This window comes from Deltaproteobacteria bacterium, assembly GCA_005879535.1.
Classification (GTDB): domain Bacteria; phylum Myxococcota; class Myxococcia; order Myxococcales; family 40CM-4-68-19; genus 40CM-4-68-19.
This window is the reverse complement of sequence record VBKI01000091.1, coordinates 1-17,750: the sequence shown is the minus strand read 5'-3', so window position 1 is coordinate 17,750 and position 17,750 is coordinate 1. Positions and strand designations below refer to the sequence as shown.

The 17,750-nt window shown below is 68.4% G+C and carries 14 protein-coding genes; 8 read left to right on the top strand and 6 right to left on the bottom strand.

What is annotated here, in order from left to right; all coding sequences use genetic code 11:
- Nucleotides 1-1,100: GAF domain-containing protein (locus E6J58_21365; protein ID TMB32978.1), on the bottom strand; the 1,100-nt coding region annotated here is incomplete at its 3' end.
- Between the two features lie 105 nt (nt 1,101-1,205).
- On the opposite strand from E6J58_21365, the gene E6J58_21360 reads away from it, so the two are divergent.
- The 6 genes from E6J58_21360 to E6J58_21335 all read left to right on the top strand — a co-directional run bounded on the left by E6J58_21360 (nt 1,206) and on the right by E6J58_21335 (nt 9,225).
- Nucleotides 1,206-2,510, top strand: a complete 1,305-nt coding sequence (locus E6J58_21360) for an amino acid permease (protein ID TMB33099.1) — start codon at nt 1,206-1,208, stop codon at nt 2,508-2,510.
- A gap of 87 nt (nt 2,511-2,597) precedes the next feature.
- Nucleotides 2,598-4,469, top strand: coding sequence for a 2-oxoacid:acceptor oxidoreductase subunit alpha (locus E6J58_21355; protein ID TMB32977.1), 1,872 nt, complete (start codon nt 2,598-2,600; stop codon nt 4,467-4,469).
- A complete protein-coding gene (locus E6J58_21350) occupies nt 4,469-5,485 on the top strand; it encodes a 2-oxoacid:ferredoxin oxidoreductase subunit beta (GenBank protein ID TMB32976.1) in 1,017 nt (338 codons plus the stop codon). The genes E6J58_21355 and E6J58_21350 overlap by 1 nt, the downstream gene beginning before the upstream one ends.
- Nucleotides 5,486-5,532: 47 nt before the next feature.
- Nucleotides 5,533-6,330: an aldo/keto reductase gene (locus E6J58_21345; protein TMB32975.1), complete on the top strand. Its 798-nt coding sequence runs from the start codon at nt 5,533-5,535 to the stop codon at nt 6,328-6,330.
- A 49-nt stretch (nt 6,331-6,379) separates the two neighbouring features.
- A complete protein-coding gene (locus tag E6J58_21340; GenBank protein ID TMB32974.1) occupies nt 6,380-6,871 on the top strand; it encodes a MerR family transcriptional regulator in 492 nt (163 codons plus the stop codon).
- Nucleotides 6,868-9,225 (top strand): VWA domain-containing protein, encoded by a 2,358-nt coding sequence (locus E6J58_21335; protein TMB32973.1) that lies wholly within the window; start codon nt 6,868-6,870, stop codon nt 9,223-9,225. The genes E6J58_21340 and E6J58_21335 overlap by 4 nt, the downstream gene beginning before the upstream one ends.
- A gap of 49 nt (nt 9,226-9,274) precedes the next feature.
- Here E6J58_21335 and E6J58_21330 read toward each other — a convergent pair whose 3' ends face one another.
- From E6J58_21330 to E6J58_21310, 5 genes are read right to left on the bottom strand one after another with little or no spacing between them, the layout of a single operon-like run.
- Nucleotides 9,275-10,162 carry an alpha/beta hydrolase gene (locus E6J58_21330; protein TMB32972.1) on the bottom strand — a complete coding sequence of 296 codons (888 nt, stop codon included), beginning with the start codon at nt 10,160-10,162 and terminating at the stop codon, nt 9,275-9,277.
- A 16-nt stretch (nt 10,163-10,178) separates the two neighbouring features.
- Nucleotides 10,179-10,775, bottom strand: a complete 597-nt coding sequence (locus tag E6J58_21325) for a TetR/AcrR family transcriptional regulator (GenBank protein TMB32971.1) — start codon at nt 10,773-10,775, stop codon at nt 10,179-10,181.
- 42 nt (nt 10,776-10,817) lie between these two features.
- Complete coding sequence (locus E6J58_21320; GenBank protein ID TMB32970.1) at nt 10,818-11,870, bottom strand: phosphotransferase family protein; 1,053 nt, start codon at nt 11,868-11,870, stop codon at nt 10,818-10,820.
- Nucleotides 11,867-13,045, bottom strand: a complete 1,179-nt coding sequence (locus E6J58_21315; GenBank protein ID TMB32969.1) for an acyl-CoA dehydrogenase — start codon at nt 13,043-13,045, stop codon at nt 11,867-11,869. The genes E6J58_21320 and E6J58_21315 overlap by 4 nt, the downstream gene beginning before the upstream one ends.
- Nucleotides 13,045-13,746: a histidine phosphatase family protein gene (locus E6J58_21310; GenBank protein TMB32968.1), complete on the bottom strand. Its 702-nt coding sequence runs from the start codon at nt 13,744-13,746 to the stop codon at nt 13,045-13,047. Before E6J58_21310 ends, E6J58_21315 begins: the two co-directional genes overlap by 1 nt.
- A 118-nt stretch (nt 13,747-13,864) precedes the next feature.
- Here E6J58_21310 and E6J58_21305 point away from each other — a divergent pair, with 118 nt between their 5' ends.
- Together E6J58_21305 and E6J58_21300 are read left to right on the top strand one after the other, a co-directional pair.
- Complete coding sequence (locus tag E6J58_21305; protein TMB32967.1) at nt 13,865-16,711, top strand: aconitate hydratase; 2,847 nt, start codon at nt 13,865-13,867, stop codon at nt 16,709-16,711.
- A 66-nt stretch (nt 16,712-16,777) separates the two neighbouring features.
- Entirely contained in the window at nt 16,778-17,299 is a 522-nt protein-coding gene (locus E6J58_21300; GenBank protein ID TMB32966.1) for an ester cyclase, read from the top strand.
- Nucleotides 17,300-17,750: the final 451 nt, after the last annotated feature.

The window sequence follows — 17,750 nt, the reverse complement described above, 5'->3', positions numbered from 1 at the left end:
CCCCAGACGACCGGCATTCCGAGTGCGGTCAAGAGCGCGCCGCCGGTGGAGTCCTCGCGCGGCGTCGCGCACACCGCTCCGGTCGCGCCCGAGGACCAGGCCCGAAGGGCGAGGGGCCCGGGCAAGTGCACCGAGACGATCAGCTCACCTCTGCGCACGCGCTGGGGGTCGATTCCGGAGAGGCGCCGTGCGACCGCACCGAGGAATGCCTCGATGTCCACGCCGCGCCGCGCCGCTGGCCCGTGCTGGGCCAGCGCCCGCGCGACCTCTGCCGCGATGCGCTCCAGGGCCAGCGAAGGAGGAACGTAGCGGGCGACGTGCTCCTGCGCCCGCTCCTCCAGGCGCACGTCGGTGAGCGTCGTGCAGATCTCCTCCAGGTCGCGCGAGGGCGCGGAGAGCGCGGAGCGCGCGCGCTCGGCGAGCTGCATGGCCTCCTCGCGTTCCGCCGCGAAGGCACTGGAGAGCTGCTCGGGCGAGGCCTTGCGGGTATCGCGGCGCGGCAGCGCGCGCGAGAGCAGCGTGGCGACGCCGAGCGAGCGTCCGCGCCGGTTCCCCTCGCCGCGCACGATCACGTGCGCGCCGGCCGGGTTCTGCGAATCGACCAGGGCAGTGAGGGCGCGGGTCGCCCCGATGGCGAGGAGGATGTCGCCCTCGGAGAACGGCCCCGACTCGCGCTGCAGGACGAGGGCGCCGCGGGGACGGCTGGCGGAGAGCAGTGGAATGGCGAGGAAGGCGGGGTACCGCTCTTCGGCGAGCTGCGGAAAGTACTCGAACTGTGCGGTCATGCGCGCGTCGTCGACGGTCACCGGGCTCATCGTCTCCACGCAGGTGCCGGTGATCCCCTGGCCGACCTTCATTCGCACTTCTCCAATGGCTTCGCGGGTAAACCCGAACGTGCCGCGGAGCACCAGCTCTTCGCCGCCCTCGAGGACGTAGACCGAGGCGACGGGCGACGCCATCATCGCGGCGAGCTGCTCGCAGAGGTAGCAGAGGCCGGCGGACAGCGACCCGGAAGCGGACGCGCCGGCAGCGAACCTGAGCGCAGCCTGAACGCGCTCGGAACGGTCGACGATCTGCACCGGAACGCGCGGCGCCTCCATGCGGCGCACAGTAACGGATACGCCTCTCCATGCGAAGCTGTCGCCGTGGATCGCGACGCCGAGCAGCTCCGACGGATGGGGTACGCGCAGCAGCTCCTGCGCGAGATGGGCGGCTTTGCAAACTTCGCCCTCAGCTTTTCGATCATTTCGGTGCTGACCGGCGCCGTGACGCTCTACGGCCACGGCCTCAAGTACGGCGGGCCCCTGCAGATGCTCGTGGGCTGGCCGGTGGTCACGCTGTTGACCCTTTTCATCGCGGCCTCCCTCGCCGAGCTCGCCTCCGCCTATCCCACTGCGGGCGCGCTCTACCACTGGTCGGCGATCCTCGGCGGACGCGGCGCCGGATGGCTGACCGCATGGCTCAACACCATCGGGCAGTTCGCCATCACGGCGGGCATCGACTACGGGCTGGCGGAATTCCTCGCCGCGATGCTGGGCTTCTCCGGCCGGCGGCCGGCCCTCTTCCTTTGCGCGGCGATCCTGCTCCTGCACGCCGCGCTCAATCACCTGGGCGTGCGCATCGTGGCCCGGCTCAACGACCTCTCGGCGTGGGTACACGTCTTCGGAGTCGCAATCCTGGTGGGCGCGCTCAGCCTCTTCGCGCCGCACCAGCCTGCCGCGTTCCTTCTGCACCGCAGCGGGAGTGGATCCGAATTTGCCGTCGGCCTGCTCCTCGCCTGTTGGACGTTCACCGGTTACGACGCGAGCGCGCACCTCAGCGAAGAGACGCACGACCCATCGCGAAATGCACCCTGGGGCATGGTGCTCGCCGTGCTCGTCAGCGGGATCGCCGGATACGCGATGCTGCTCGCGGTCACGCTGAGTATCGGCGACCTGGAAGCGGCGCGCGCGGCCGACAATCCCTTCATCTTCGTGCTTCGCGGCGCGCTCGGCGCGCGGGGCGGGAACGCGCTCGTCTGCGTAGCGATGGCGGCCATGTGGTTCTGCGGCCTCTCCAGCGTGACGTCCAACTCGCGCATGCTCTTCGCCTTCGCTCGCGACGGCGGGCTGCCGTTCGCGCACAAGCTCGCCTCGGTGTCGCCGCGGTTTCGCAGCCCCCATTTCGCGGTCTGGACTTCGGCGTCGATGGCGTTTCTCGTCGCTCTGTGGTCCGACGCGTATTCGGCGATGGTCGCGCTCTCCACCATCGCGCTCTACGCCTCGTACGGGCTTCCGATCCTGTTCGGAATGCGCAAGCGCGAGCGCCTTCGCGGACCCTGGACGCTGGGACGGTGGTCGCGTGCCGTGACAGGCGTCGCCCTGGGCTGGATCGCCGTCTGCATGGCCCTCTTCCTGCTGCCCCCAAACCAGCTTGCCGGGTACACGTTCGCCGGATGCCTCCTCGCGCTCACCCTCTATTGGTGGTTCCGGATGCGATCGCGCTTCCGCGGACCGCCCGCAATCCGCTGATTTTGCGCGCTGTGCAAATCCGCGACCAGAGGCGGGAAATGAGGTTACAATCGTGTTGGTTCTGCTTCCCCGCAGGAGGAACAAACGATGACGGTTTCCGCCGCGCCCCGGTCCCACGTCGACATCCAGAATGCCGTCGTGCGGTTCGCAGGCGATTCGGGCGATGGCATGCAGCTCACGGGGACGGAGTTCACCCGCGAAGCCGCCCTCCACGGCAACGATCTCGCCACCTTCCCGGATTATCCGGCGGAGATCCGGGCGCCTGCCGGCACGACCGCCGGCGTGTCGGGCTACCAGATCCAGTTCGCCGCTCACGAGGTCTACTCGCCCGGCGACCAGCCGGACACGCTCGTGGCCATGAATCCGGCGGCCTTGAAGGTGCACCTGGCCGATCTGAAGCGCGGCGGCCTGCTCATCCTCAACGAAGCGGCCTTCAAGCAAGCGGATCTCGATCGCGCCGGCTGGAAGTCGAATCCGCTCACCGACGGCACGGTCGAGAACTACCGCGTGATCAAGGTCGACTTCGAGCGGCTCGTGGGCAAGGCCGTCGAGGGAACCGGCGTCTCCGCGAAGGACGCGAGCCGGTGCAAGAACTTCTACGCGCTGGGTCTGGTGTTCTGGATCTACTCGCGCGACACGGAGCGCGAGGAGCAGGCGATCCGCGACCGGTTCAAGAAGACCGCTCCATTGGCCGAAGCGAACGTGCGCGCCTTCAAAGCCGGGTACAACTACGGCGAGACGATCGAGGCGCTTGACGCGTACGTGATCCAGCCCGCGCGACTCAAGCCGGGCAAGTACCGGAACGTGACCGGCAACAGCGCGCTCGCGCTCGGCCTCATCGCCGCCGCGCAGAACGCGGGGCTGCGTCTGTTCTACGGCAGCTACCCGATCACGCCCGCCAGCGACATCCTCCACGAGCTCTCCAAGTATCGGCGGTTCCACCTCACGACGTTCCAGGCGGAGGACGAGATTGCGGCGATTTCCGCGGCGATCGGCGCCTCGTTCGCCGGCGCGCTCGGAATCACCGGCTCGAGCGGCCCGGGACTGGCCCTCAAGACGGAGGCGATGGGCCTTGCCCTGATGACCGAGCTGCCGCTCGTGATCATCAACGTGCAGCGGGGCGGTCCGTCCACCGGTCTGCCCACGAAGACGGAGCAATCCGATCTCTTCCAGGCCGTCTACGGACGCAACGGCGAATCGCCCATCCCGGTGGTGGCCTCACGTTCGCCTGCCGACTGCTTCGACACCGCCTACGAGGCGTGCCGGATCGCCATCGATTGCCGCACGCCGGTGATCCTCCTCTCCGACGGTTCGCTGGCGAATGGCAGCGAACCGTGGCTGCTTCCCGACGTGAACAGCCTTCCGAAGATCGATCCGAACATCACCACCGACCCGGCGGGATTCCTCCCTTACAAGCGCGACGAGAAGCTCGCGCGGCCGTGGGCCATTCCTGGAACGCCCGGCCTCGAGCACCGGATCGGCGGACTGGAGAAGGACGCTCTCACCGGCAACATCAGCTACGACGCGCAAAACCACGAGAAGATGGTGCGCACGCGCGCCGAGAAGGTGCGGCGCATCGCCGACCGGCTCGATCCCACCGAGCCGTACTTCGATCCCGACGGCGACGTCCTCGTGATCGGCTGGGGCGGGACGTACGGGTCGATCACGCAGGCGGTCATCGAGGCCCGCCAGCAAGGGCTGCGCGTCGGACACGTCCACCTGCGGCACATCTTCCCGCTCCCCAACGATCTCACCGACGTCGTCTCGCGCTACCGCAACGTGCTGGTGCCGGAGCTGAACACCGGCCAGCTGCGCTTGCACATGCGTGGGCAGCTGGGAATCGAGTCGATCGGTCTGAACAAGATCCAGGGAAAGCCCTTCCACGTCGCCGAGGTCCGCTCGGCCATCGAATCGCTCGCGCGCCGCAACCCGCTGGCCGCGGAACAGGAGATCGCCTGATGAGCGCGCCTCTGGTGAAGCTGACCAAAAAGGACTTCGTCTCCGATCAGGAGGTGAGGTGGTGCCCCGGCTGTGCCGACTTCGCCATCCTCGCGGGAGTGCAGAAGCTGATGCCGGAGCTCGGCATCGAGCGGGAAAAGATCGTGTTCATCAGCGGGATCGGGTGCTCTTCGCGATTCCCGTACTACATGAACACGTATGGCTTCCACGGCATCCACGGCCGCGCCCCCGCCATCGCCACTGGCCTGAAGATGGCGAACCCGGACCTCAACGTGTGGGTCGTCACCGGCGACGGCGACGGCCTCTCCATCGGCGGCAACCATCTGATCCACGCGCTTCGGCGAAACATCGATCTGAAGATCCTTCTCTTCGACAACCGGATCTACGGACTGACGAAGGGACAGGCATCGCCCACCAGCGAGCTCGGGAAGAAGACCAAGAGCTCGCCGTTCGGCACCGTCGATCGTCCGTTCAACCCGCTCACGCTCGCGCTCGGCGCCGGGGCGACGTTCGTGGCGCGCACCACCGCCAACGACATGCCGCACATGGCCAGCGTGCTCAAGCGGGCGGCGGCGCACAAGGGGTCAGCCTTCGTCGAGATCTGGCAGAACTGCGTCGTCTTCAACGACGGCGCCTTCGACGAGTGGAGCGAGAAGGACGTCCGCGACGAGCGCCTGCTCAAGCTCGAGCACGGCAAGGCCTTGGTGTACGGAAAGGGCAAGGACAAGGGCCTGCGCATCGGCGGCGGCTTCACGCTGGAGATGGGCGCGGCGGACGGCGCGGTGCTGCACGACGAATCGCGCGACAATCTCTCGCTGGCGCTGGCGCTGGCCTCGCTCGAGCCGCCCTGGCCGCAGGTGATGGGGGTGCTGCGCGCGGTGGATCGTCCGACGGTGGACCAGCTCGCCCGCGAGCAGGAGCGCGAGGCGGAGAAGGCGATCCGTGGACCGACGACGCTGGAGGCGTTGCTCCAGAGCGGCGATACCTGGGACGTCGGGGCCGGCGGAGACGCCTAGCGACGCTTCGGTAGTGCACGGCCTTATGGGGGATTAAGTTCGCGCGCATGCTCAAGCGCGCGTTCGGCCCGTCCCAGGTGCCGGTGATCGGGCAAGGCACGTGGAGATTCGGCGGCAAGGAAGCAGTCGACGCCCTCAAGGCCGGTATCGAGCTCGGCCTCACGCACATCGACACCGCCGAGTTGTACGGCTCGGAGGAGATGGTGGCCGACGCCAGCGAGGGGCGTCGCGACGAGATCTTCCTCGTCTCCAAGGTGTTGCCCTCCAACGCGACGCGGAAAGGTACCGTCCGCGCCTGCGAGCAGTCGCTGCGGCGGCTGCGCACGGATTGCCTCGACTGCTACCTGCTGCATTGGCCGGGGTCGCACCCGCTGGAGGACACCATCGCGGCGTTCGAGGAGCTGCGGGCGGCGGGCAAGATCCGCAGCTACGGAGTGAGCAACTTCGACGAGGACCTGCTCGAGCGCGCGGTGGCAATCGCCGGTCGCGGCCGGATCGCCTGCAACCAGGTCCTCTACAACCTCGGCGAGCGCCATATCGAGGCGCGGGTGCTGCCCAAGTGCCGGGAGCACGGCGTCGTGCTGGTTGGCTACAGCCCGTTCGACAACCTTCCCGAGCGCGGCGAGCTGGCATTGGTCGCGGGCGAGCTGAAGGCGACGCCGCGCCAGGTGGCGCTCGCGTTCCTCACCCGGCTGCCGGATACGTTCGCGATTCCGAAAGCGTCGCGCGTGGCGCACGTCCGCGAGAACGCCGGAGCGGCCAAGCTGAAGCTGACCAAGGAGCAGGTCGCGCGCCTCGAACGGGCGTATCCGATCCGAATCCGCTCGGAGCTGCCGGTCAGCTGACCGCGCCGCGCCTACTTGACAGTATTACAGCATTGTGTATAATACTGTCATGATGCTTGACGAGCTGTCGAACCGGGTCGCCGGCGAGCTTGCGGAGCGGGGGCTTCTGGGCGCCGCGACCGATGCGCGCGTCTCCGCCGCGCCGGACGCGCGCACGGTGCGGTACTACGCCACGCTCGGGCTCCTCGACCGTCCCCGGATCGAGGGGCGGCAGGCCCGGTACGGCGAGCGTCACCTGCTGCAGCTCCTCGCCATCAAGGCGCTGCAGGCCGTCGATCTGCCGCTCGCCGAGATCCAGCAGCGGCTGTACGGCCGGAGCGACGCGGAGCTGAAGGCGCTGGTCGACATGCTCGCGGCGCAAGCGCGCCAGCAGGCGGCGGCGAAGGCGCGGGAAGCGCCGGTGCCTGCGTTGCGCTTGCGGGAGATCGCAGTGGAACCGGGAGTCCGTCTGATCGTTGAAGAGGGCTGGCAGTCGCGCGACCCGGCTGCGTTGGAAGCGAAGATTCGCGCGGCCCTGGCCGCGCTGGGAGGTGAGCGATGACGTTGGCGATCCCGATGGTGGACATTCCTTCCGGCGCGACGCGCCTGCTCGGCTCCCTCAGCACGAAGGGGCAGCCGCTGCCGCTGCAGCGCGTGGACTTGCGCGCGCGGGTGATCGATCGCGTCGCGGAAGTGACCGTGGAGCAGAAGTTCGGAAACCCCTTCTCCGACCCCATCGAGGCGGTCTACGTCTTTCCGCTGGCGGGCGGGAGCGCGGTGAGCCGTTTCGAGATGCAGATCGGGCAGCGCGTCGTCCGCGGGCGCATCGAGGAACGAGGGCAGGCGCGCCGCGAGTATGCCGAGGCGCTGGATCAGGGAAAGCGCGCGGCGTTGCTCGAGCAGGAGCGCGACGACGTCTTCACCGTCCAGGTCGGCAACGTCATGCCCGGCGACGAAGTCACCGTCCGGCTGACGTACAGCGAGCGGCTTCCCTTCTTCGAGGACGGCCGCACCGAGCTGCGGCTCCCGCTGGTGGTCGCGCCCCGCTACGTCGCCGGCGAAGAGCTGCCCCGTGCGCAAGCGGGTCATGGCGTCGTCCGCGACACCGCTTCGGTCGCCGACGCCTCGCGCATCTCGCCGCCGAGGCTGGCGAAGGGATTCGATCCGAAGGTCTCGCTCGCCATGGAGGTGGAGCTGTTCGGCGGTTTCTCCGACCTGGCTTGCTCCCAGCACGCCGTGCGGACGTCGTCGGGGCCGGAGTCGGCCAGGGTCTCGCTGTCGAGAGAGCGGGAGCCCCTCGACCGGGACTTCGTGCTCCGCTGGCGGCTCGCCGGCGAGCAGGTGAAGTCGCAGGTCCTCGTGCACGGGGGATTCGCCCTGCTCTCCGTGCTGCCGCCGGCGCGCGACGGCTTTCTCGGCGCCGCCCGCGACGTGGTCTTCGTGGTCGACCGCTCCGGGTCGATGCAGGGGCCGAAGATGGCCTCCGCGTCGCGGGCCTGCGCGCTTCTGCTCCGCACGCTCGGTCCTCGCGACCGATTCGCGGTGCTGGCCTTCGACGAAGTCGTCGAATGGATGCCCGGCGGCTTGCAGCAGGCGGACGAAGGCGCCCTCGAGCGCGGCGAGAAGTGGCTGCGCAGGATCGATGCGCGCGGAGGGACGGAGCTGGACTCGGCGATGGCCGAGGCGCTGCAACAGATCCGCCTCGGCACGGAGGGCGGTGGTCGCGTGCCCGTGGTCGTCCTGCTCACGGACGGGCAGGTGGGGGACGAATCGAGCGTGCTGAAGCGCTTGCAGGCCGAGCTGGGCGGAACACGCGTGTTCGCGGTCGGGGTCGACACCGCCGTCAACGACGGTTTCCTCCGGCGGCTGGCGGCCATCGGCGGCGGCACCAGCACGTTCGTCGAGCCGGGAGCGCGGCTGGAGGAAGCGCTGGAGGCGGTAGGCCGCGAGATCGGCGCACCTCTGGTCACCGAGTTGCGCCTCTCCGGCGACGTCGCTGACATCGCTCCGGCGCGCGTGCCGGATCTGTTCGCCGGGCGCCCGTCGACGGTCTTCTTCCGCCTCAGCGGTGGTCCCGTGAAGGTCACGGGAAAGCTCGCCGGCGGCGGACGATTCGAGCAGGAGATCGAGCCGCGCGAAGCGCCAATGGCCGCCATCGATCACCTCTGGGCGCGGGCTCGCATCGCCGACATGGAGGATGAGTTCCGCGGCTCTCGCTCGGACGCCGTGAAGAAGGAGATCGTCGCGATTTCCATCCGGCACACCGTCCTGACGCGCTTCACCGCCTTCGTCGTCACGGACGATCAGGTCGTGAATGCGGGTGGGTCACGGCGTACGGTGGTGCAGCCCGTCGAGATGCCGGCGGAGTGGGAGATGGATCCGATGGCAGGCATCCCGCTGACGCGTGCGCGAGGCCTCGTCCTTTCGTCGCCGGTGCGCGCCGCCTCCACGTATCCGGCGGGAGGAACGTCACGCATGCCCACGGTGAAGGCGCAGGCGAGCGGCGCGATGGGCCGCTTCCCCAGCAAGCTCATGGATGCGCTCATCCGCCAGCCCCCCCGCGACGAGGCGGCGACGGCGGAGCAGCGGGAGAAGGTCCAACAGGCGCTCGAAGCGTTCCTGCGCGCGTTCGCCGCCGCGAAAGCAGGCGCCGCGGCCGCCCAGCTGGAGCAGGCCCGAATCGAGCTCCTCCGCGCCTTGGGCGAATCGCTCGCGATCGCCACCGCCGTGCCGCTGCTTCAGGCGTTTCTCCGCGGCGCAGCCGTCGAGCTCGTAGCTGCGCTCACGGCGTCAGCGGCCGACTCCGCACTGTTCGCCCGGCACGCCCGCGCGCTGGACGAGGCGCGCGAGCAGGCTCGCGCGGCGCTTGGGGCGGCAAATGCTCCGGCGGGGAGCTTCTGGGAATCGTCGATCTAGCATGAAGACCAACGCGGCTCGGATCCTCGCAAAGCGAAGATCGGGCCGCTCACGCGCTGAGCCCGAGCGGCTCCGTCGAATCGAGCAGGGGCTCCGGCGGGCCCGCGACGAACTCGACCGCGCGCGAGATCACCTCGGGGTGCCGCAGCGCGCGAGTATGGCCGGCACCGGCGAGCGTCTCGAGGCGCGCCCGCGGCCAGGCCTTCGCGATGGCCTGGGCATCCGCCAGCGGCACTTCCCTGTCGCCCGGATCGTGGAGGATCAGCGCGCGTGCCTTCTGCAGCTCAGCGAGGCGAAGGAGGTCGAACGCCGCGCGTCCGCCCAGCGCCCGGTCGAGACGCGTCAGCAGACCGGAGGTCGAGCGCGGCGAGAGTCCCACGATGCGCGCAAACTCCTGCGCGTATCGGGGCAGATTGGCCGGCGGCGCGATCAAGACTGCGCGCGAGGTGCGGAGGCCTTCGGCCAGCGCGATGGCCGCCGCGGCCGCGCCCAGCGAATGGGCAATGACGGCGTGCACGGGACCGACGCGTCGTCCGACGCGAAGCAGCGCATCGGCCATGGCGCGCACGTTGCTGCGGGTGCCGGCCGAGGCCCCGTGCGCGGGCAGATCGGGTGCGGCGACGTAGTAGCCAGCGCGGAGCAGCGGCGGAACAAAGCCGGCGAGCTGCGCTCCGTTTCCGTTCCAGCCGTGGGCGAGCAGCACGGTCGGACCGTCGCCCCAGTCCCAGACCGCCAGCTCGGGACCGTCGCCCACGATCCGGAAGCGGTGGCCGAGGATGAACGGCGGCTCGTCGCGGCGGCGGATGGGCGTACCGAACCAGTCGAAGGCCAAGCGCTGCGCGGAGTCCGGCGCGAGCGCGTCGAGCGCCCGGATCCCCGCTCTCATGAGACGACCGGTCGTGCTTTTATTCAGGCGTGCGAGGCTCCTCGGTGTCATCGTGTGGCTCCTTCCGTCAGCTTCGGGTTTGGGCGTCTTCCAACAGGCGCGTGTAAGCGCGGCGCGCGCGCTGCTCGGCCTTCGGATCGCGGAGCAGGCGGTGCGAGTGATGGAACGCGAGATAGGTGCCGAGGACGTCGAAGGCGAACTGTTCGACGTCGAGGTCCCGGCGGAAGTGACCGACCTCGATGGAGAGCCGGGCAGCATGTGCAATGGCCTTCAGCAGCAACTCCTGCTGCGAGACCACGTAGGCGCGCACCGGGCCGCTCCGGTCGTCGAGCTCCGCCGCGGCGGCGACGAAGACGCATCCGCCGGGCAGGGAAGGATCCGTGGCCCATCGCCGCCAGTTCTCGAACAGGGCCCGCAGCCGGGGAAGCCCACGCGGCTGCTGGAAGGACGGCCGCATCACCTTTTCGGTGAAGCGCTCGGAGGCGACCCGGAGCATCTCGAGCTGGAGCTCTTCCTTCGAGAGGAAGTGCGCGAAGAGGCCGCTCTTCGACATCCCCAGCTCGGAAGCCAGACCTGCCAGGCTCAAACCCTCGAGCCCGTCGCGCGCGGCAAGGCGAAACGCCGTGTCGAGGATTCGCTCTCGCGTTTGGAGGCCCTTTGCCATCGCGGCCAGAAGAATACGACCGGTCGTGCTAAAAAGCAAGCCCTAAAATTTCCCGCGGCTTGCCGCCTCGATGGCCACTCGCGCGAGCAGCGGCACCCCCAGCCCAAGCGCTGCGAATCGCTCGTCTTTGGTCAGTCCCTCGACGTACCGCTTGTAGATCTGCTGCGCGACCACCGCCGTCTTGAACAACGCGAAGCAGGTGTAGAACAGCATGGACGGCACGTCCCGCCCCGCCGCCCGCGCGTACTCCTCCACGATCTCCTCGCGCTTGAGGCTGCCGGGGAGGAACGTGGGCCCGAACGCGAACGCCTTGAGCGGCTCGGGATCTTCCGCTTCCACCCAGTACCCAAGCGCCGTCCCCAGATCCATCAGCGGATCGCCCAACGTGGACATCTCCCAGTCGAGAATGCCCACCACGCGCGTCAGGTCTCCGGGATCCAGCACCAGGTTGTCGTACTTGAAGTCGTTGTGGATGAACGCCGCCCCGCTCTCCTGCGGCATGCGCTCCCCGAGCCACCGCGCAATCTCTTCCACCTCGGGAACGTCTTCGGTCCTCGCGTCCTGCCAGCGCCGCGTCCACCCCTCGACCTGCCGCCGGACGTAACCCTGTGGCTTGCCTTCCAGTCCCGCGGCGCGGAAGTCGACCGCGTGCAGCGCCGCCAGCGTCCGGGCAAAGGAGATCCCGATGCCGCGCGCCTGCGCCGGCGAGACCTCGATCCCGCGGAGCTGCGGCCCGCGCAGGATCACGCCCTGGATCCGTTCCATCAGGTAGAACGGCGCTCCGAGCACGGAGACGTCGTCGCAGACGGCGACGACCCGCGGCGCCAGCGGAAAGACCGGCTGCAGTTTCAGCAGAATGCGCGCCTCGCGGCCCATGTCGTGCGCGCTGCGGACCTTGCTGCCAACCGGCGGCCGCCGCAGCACGAACTCCCGCCCGCCGGCCCCCACCAGGTAGGTCAGGTTCGAATGCCCCTTGGGGAACTGCTGCTGCGACAACTCTTCGGCGGGAAGGCCCTGCGCCCGCAGGAACGCCGCGAGCCGCCCGAGGTCCAGCTCCTCGCCCGGCCGCACCGCCTTGGGGGCGTCGACGCTCACTTGATCTCCACGCCAAACCCGCGCAGGACGCGCCGCGCGACCACCGTTTTGTGCACCTCGTCGGGTCCGTCGTAGATGCGGGCGGCACGCTCGTGCCGGTACCAGTACGCGAGCGGCGTGTCGTCGGTGACCCCCAGCGCGCCGTGCACCTGCACGGCTTTGTCGAGCACGTCCTGGAGGACGTTGGCGACGAAGAACTTGATGGTCGAGATCTCCACCCGCGCCTCGCGCTGGCCGACCCGCTCCATCTTCCAGGCCGCGTGCAGCACCATCAGGCGAGCGGCGTCGATGGAGGCGCGGCTGTCGGCGATCCACTGCTGGACCGTCTGTTGCGTCGCCAGCGGCTTCCCCGGCGCCAGCTCCCTTTCCGCTGCCCGCTGGCACATCAGCTCGAAGGCGCGCTCGCAGATCCCGATCCAGCGCATGCAGTGGTGGATCCTGCCGGGGCCGAGCCGCTCTTGCGCCAGGGCGAAACCGGCGCCGCGGCCCCCGAGCAGGCTCTCCTCCGGAACCCGGCAGCGGGTGTACCGGATCTCGCTGTGCGTCGGCCAGCCTTCTCCTGCATGGCCCATCACCGGAATGTTGCGCACCAGCTCGAAGCCAGCGGTGTCGCAAGGGACGATGATCATCGAAGCGCGCAGATGCGGCGGGGCATCGGGATCGGTCACCGCCATCACCACCGCGAAAGCGGCGCCGTCCGCCGCGCTGGTGAACCATTTGTGGCCGTCGACGACCCACTGTCCGCCTTCGAGGACCGCGCGCGTATCCATCCAGGTGGGATTCGACCCGGCATGCTCCGGCTCCGTCATCGAGAAGCAGCTGCGGATTTCGCCGGCCCGCAGCGGGCGCAGCCAGCGCTCTTTCTGCTCCTTGCTGCCGGCGAGCTCGAGCAGCTCCATGTTGCCGATGTCGGGCGCCTGCGCGTTCACGCAATAGTGCCCGAGCGGGCTGTGGCCCAGTTCCTCCGAGAGGACCGCAAACTCCTCCAGCGGAACCTCCAGGTCGGGAACCCAGAGCCGCAGCGACCTGGCCCGCGCCCGCGCCTCGCGCAGCGCTGGCTCCAGCGCCTTCCACGATCCCGACAGCCGCGGCTCGAGCGGCATGACCTCGCGTCGCACGAACTCGCGCGCCCGCGCGCGCAACTCCTGGGCCCGTTCCGAGAATGAGAAGTCCATCAGCGCACCGTGACCATCGTCGCATCCGACAGATGCGGCGTTTCGTTGAAAGAAGCGAGCGAGAAGCGATCTTCCGAGAAGAGAAACTCCGAGATCGAGGAATTGCGCACGCGGAAGGCGAGCGAGAGCGTGGTGTCGTCGTCGGCGCCCAGGGCGAGCTGCACCGCCGACGCCACCGGTCCCGCGGAGGTGAACGCCGCGATCCGCTGTCCGCGCGCCTGTGCCCGCACCGCCGAGAGCGCGTGCCGCACGCGGGCGCGGAACTCCAGCCAGGACTCCACTCCCCGCGCGTTCACCTCGCCGCGCAGCCAGAGCTGCAGCGTCGCCTCGAAGAGCCGCGCGAACCCGCGGGCGCGCGCGGCGTCGCCGTCGGCGGCGAGCATCGCGTCGCCCAGGGTGGCGAGATGTGCGTGACTCGAGAAGAGGTCGGGAAGATGTTCCTTGAAGAGCGGCTCCACGCCCATTTCGTCCAGCCCTTCCACCACCACCGGAGCGGGAAGCTCGCCCGCTTCCGAGGTGATCTCCGCGGTCCTTTGCTGACGCACGCGCGGGCCGCAGAATACGCGGTCCACGCGGAGGCCGCGCCGGCGAAACGATTCGCCGAGCATCCGCGCCTGCTTCTCGCCCAGCGTAGAGAGGCGGTCGTAGTTCTCTTCGAAGGCCGACGCCTGGCCGTGGCGGACGAGGAGGAGCGAGCCCATGCGGGCCGCGAGAACACCCTGACGCCGACGTCGCGTCAAGCGACCGCCCGCCGCGCTCCGGCGAGCTGGCCCCCGCGTCCGCCCTGCGGGAGTAGAAGTGCGCCGTTAGATCGCCTATATGAGCGCCGCCATGAACTTCAAACAGAGCTTCAGCCACGGATCGTTCTACTCGCTGCCGGAAGTGGAGAAGCAGGGCCTGGGAAAGGTCTCACGGCTTCCGGTCAGCCTGCGCATCGTGCTCGAATCCCTGGTGCGCAACCTCGACGGCAAGCGCGTCCGCGAACAGGACATCCGCGCGCTCGCCGCCTGGAAGCCGAAGGCGGAGCGGACCGAGGAGATCCCCTTCGTCGTCGCGCGAGTCCTGCTGCAGGACTTCACCGGCGTGCCGCTGGTGGTCGACCTCGCGGCGATGCGCAACGCGGTGAGCAAGGCGGGCAAGTCCCCCAGCCTGATCGAGCCGCTGGTGCCGGTCGACCTCGTCATCGATCACTCCGTGCAGGTCGACTTTGCCCGGGTGGCGAATGCGCTGCAGCTCAACATGGGCATCGAGTTCACACGCAACCGGGCGCGCTACGAATTCCTCAAGTGGGGGATGAGCGCCTTTCACGGCTTGCAGATCGTGCCGCCAGGAATGGGCATCGTGCATCAGGTCAACCTCGAGTACCTGGCACCCGGAGTCCACAAGCGCGACGGCGTCTACTATCCGGACTCGCTGGTTGGCACCGACTCGCACACGACGATGATCAACGGCCTGGGAATCGTCGCCTACGGCGTGGGCGGCATCGAGGCCGAGGCGGCGATGCTCGGGCAGCCGGCGTACTTCCTCACGCCCGACGTGATCGGTGTTCACCTGCAGGGCGCGGTGAAGCCGGGAGTCACGGCCACCGACGTCGTGCTCACCATCACCGAGATGCTCCGCAAGGCGAAGGTCGTCGGCAAGTTCGTCGAGTTCTTCGGCGAAGGCGCAGCGAGCCTTCCGGTGCCGGAGCGCGCCACCATCGCCAACATGGCGCCCGAGTATGGCGCCACGATGGGCTATTTCCCCGTCGACGAGCTCTCCTGTCAGTACATGCTCGCCACCGGCCGCGCCAGGGACAAGGTGGACGCGATGCGCGCCTACTTCCAGGCGCAGCAGATGTTCGGGATCCCTAAGAAGGGGGAGTGCGACTACACCCAGGTGCTCGAGCTCGACCTCGGGAGCGTCAGGCCCAGCGTCGCCGGGCCCAAGCGTCCCCAGGACCGGATCGAGCTCCCGAAGCTCAAGGAGATGTTCTGCAAGATCCTGCAGGAGCCGGCTCCGAGCGGATACGGCAAGAAGAAGGAAGAGGTGGGCAAGCGGTATCACCAGGTCGTCGAGCCGCCTCAGATCGAGCACGTCGCCGGCGGCGGAAAGCAGGAGCCGGACATCGGCTCCGAGGTGCTCCGCGACGGCGTCACCAAGAAGGACACCAACCCGCTCACCGAAGCGGAAATGATGACCAACCGGCCGACCCCGGACCGCGTCCCCACGCAGGAAGTCCACCAGATGAAGATGCCGGTCGACATCGGGCACGGCGACGTCCTGATCGCCGCGATCACCTCCTGCACCAACACCAGCAATCCGTCGGTGATGCTCGCGGCGGGGCTGTTGGCGAAGAAAGCGGTGGAAAAGGGGCTCCACGTTCGTCCGGAGGTGAAGACTTCGCTGGCGCCTGGATCGCGGGTGGTCTCGCGGTACCTGGAGAAGACGGGCCTGCAGCCATACCTCGACAAGCTCGGGTTCACCACCGTCGGTTACGGGTGCACCACCTGCATCGGCAACTCCGGCCCGCTCGATCCGCACGTTGAGCAACTCGTCACCCAGAACGACCTGGTGGCGGCGAGCGTGCTCTCCGGCAACCGCAACTTCGAAGCGCGCGTCCACCAGAGCATCAAGGCGAACTTCCTCATGTCGCCGCCGCTGGTGGTGGCATTCGCCATCGCGGGGCGGGTGGACATCGACGTCGAGAAGGATCCCATCGGGCTCGGCCGGGACGGCAAGCCGGTGTACCTGAAGGACCTGTGGCCCACGGCGGAAGAGCTGAACGCCGCGCTCGGCGCGGCCAGCGACGCCCAGATGTATCGGCAGAACTACGGCGGCGACCTGTCGCGCGACGCAAAGGAATGGGCGGAGATCCCCGCGCCGTCCGGCGAGGTCTACGCCTGGAATCCGCAGAGCACGTACATCCAGGAGCCGCCGTACTTCGAGAAGTTCTCTCCGAAGCCGGACAAGCGGACGGGGATCCGCGACGCGAAGGCGCTCGCCGTCTTCGGCGACTCGGTGACCACCGACCACATCTCGCCCGCCGGGTCGATCAAGCCGACCAGCCCAGCCGGCAAGTACCTCATCGCCCAGGGAGTGAAGCCGGAGGACTTCAATTCCTACGGCGCGCGGCGTGGCAACCACGAGGTGATGGTGCGCGGCACCTTCGCGAACGTGCGCATCAAGAATCTGCTGGTGCCCGGCGTGGAAGGCGGGGTCACCATCGCCGACGGCAGGCAGCTGTCCATCTACGACGCCGCGATGGAGTACCAGAAGCGCGGCACGCCGCTGATGATCTTCGCCGGCCACGAGTACGGCACCGGCTCGTCGCGCGATTGGGCGGCGAAGGGGACGCGTCTGCTCGGTGTGCGAGCGGTGATCGCGAAGAGCTTCGAGCGCATCCACCGCAGCAACCTGGTGATGATGGGAGTGCTGCCCTGCCAGTTCAAGGAAGGGACCGACGCGTCTTCCCTGAAGCTGGACGGGAGCGAGACCTTCGACCTCACCGGCCTGGAGACGGGACCGACGCCGCGGCAGGACGCGCGGCTGATCATCCACCGTGCGAACGGGTCGACGGACGAGGTGGTGGTGACGCTGCGGATCGATACGCCCATCGAGGTGGAGTACTACCGCCACGGTGGGATCCTGCTTTACGTGCTGCGGCAGATTTTGGGAATGGCATGAGTCGGGCCGCGCCCGAATTTGCGACGAACGCGACCCGAGTGCAACGTCCGGCCGTCGGGAGCCACCATGAAACGAGTGCTTGGACTTGGAGCCGCCGTCGTGTCCGCCACCCTTCTCTCCTCCTGTCGGGACGCCGCCGCAAAGGATCCGCCTGACAAAGTCGCACAGCATCTCGCCACGTTCGACGATCTCGACTTCAACGTGTACTCGCACCAGAAGTGGGACGAGTTGGGGAAGAGCCACGCAAAGGACATCGTCGTGCACTATCCCGACGGGCACACCACCAAGGGCCTCCCCGATCACATCGCGGAGCTCAAGGGTATGTGGGTCTTCGCTCCCGACAACCGGATCGTGGAGCACCCCATCAAGTTCGGCCACGGCGACTACACGGCCGTCACCGGTTTCTTGCTCGGCACGTTCACGCAGCCGATGCCGATCGGAAACGGCAAAACCATCCGCCCCACGGGCAAGGCCTACAAGCTGCCGATGGCTACCATCGGCCACTGGAACAACGAGGGCACGATGGACGAGGAGTATCTCTACTGGGACAACGCGGCCTTCATGAAGATGATCGGGGTCGGGAATTGATTCCGGCTGGAACGTGCGGCGCGAGGCATCCTCGGATATGTCGCTCGCCGCTCGTACCGGATGCGCAGGACCAGAGGGACTGAGGTAGTCTGCCTACATGACGCAATCTGTCCCGCGCAGAGTGCTGCGCCAGATCCTCGGCATCGCGTAGCGGCGTGCGCAGAGATGGCGCGGGGAACGCGGTGCCCACTCGCAACCAGGACGAAGTTGCCGTCCCGAGGACTTTCTGGCTGCCCGTACTGCTATCGCATTGATCGGGCGATGGCTTCCGGGATCAAGGAGCGGCGAGCCCGCCTTTCGCGCCGTTCGACGCATCCCGCTGTGCAGCGGACCCACCCTCCGAGAAACGCACGGCGTCGTGCTCGCACACAGTTCCTCTCGCTGTCGGGGCTAGCGGATCGCTCGACAACCCACGCCACGCTTCCAGTTTCCAAAGCTAGCGCCCGCGGGG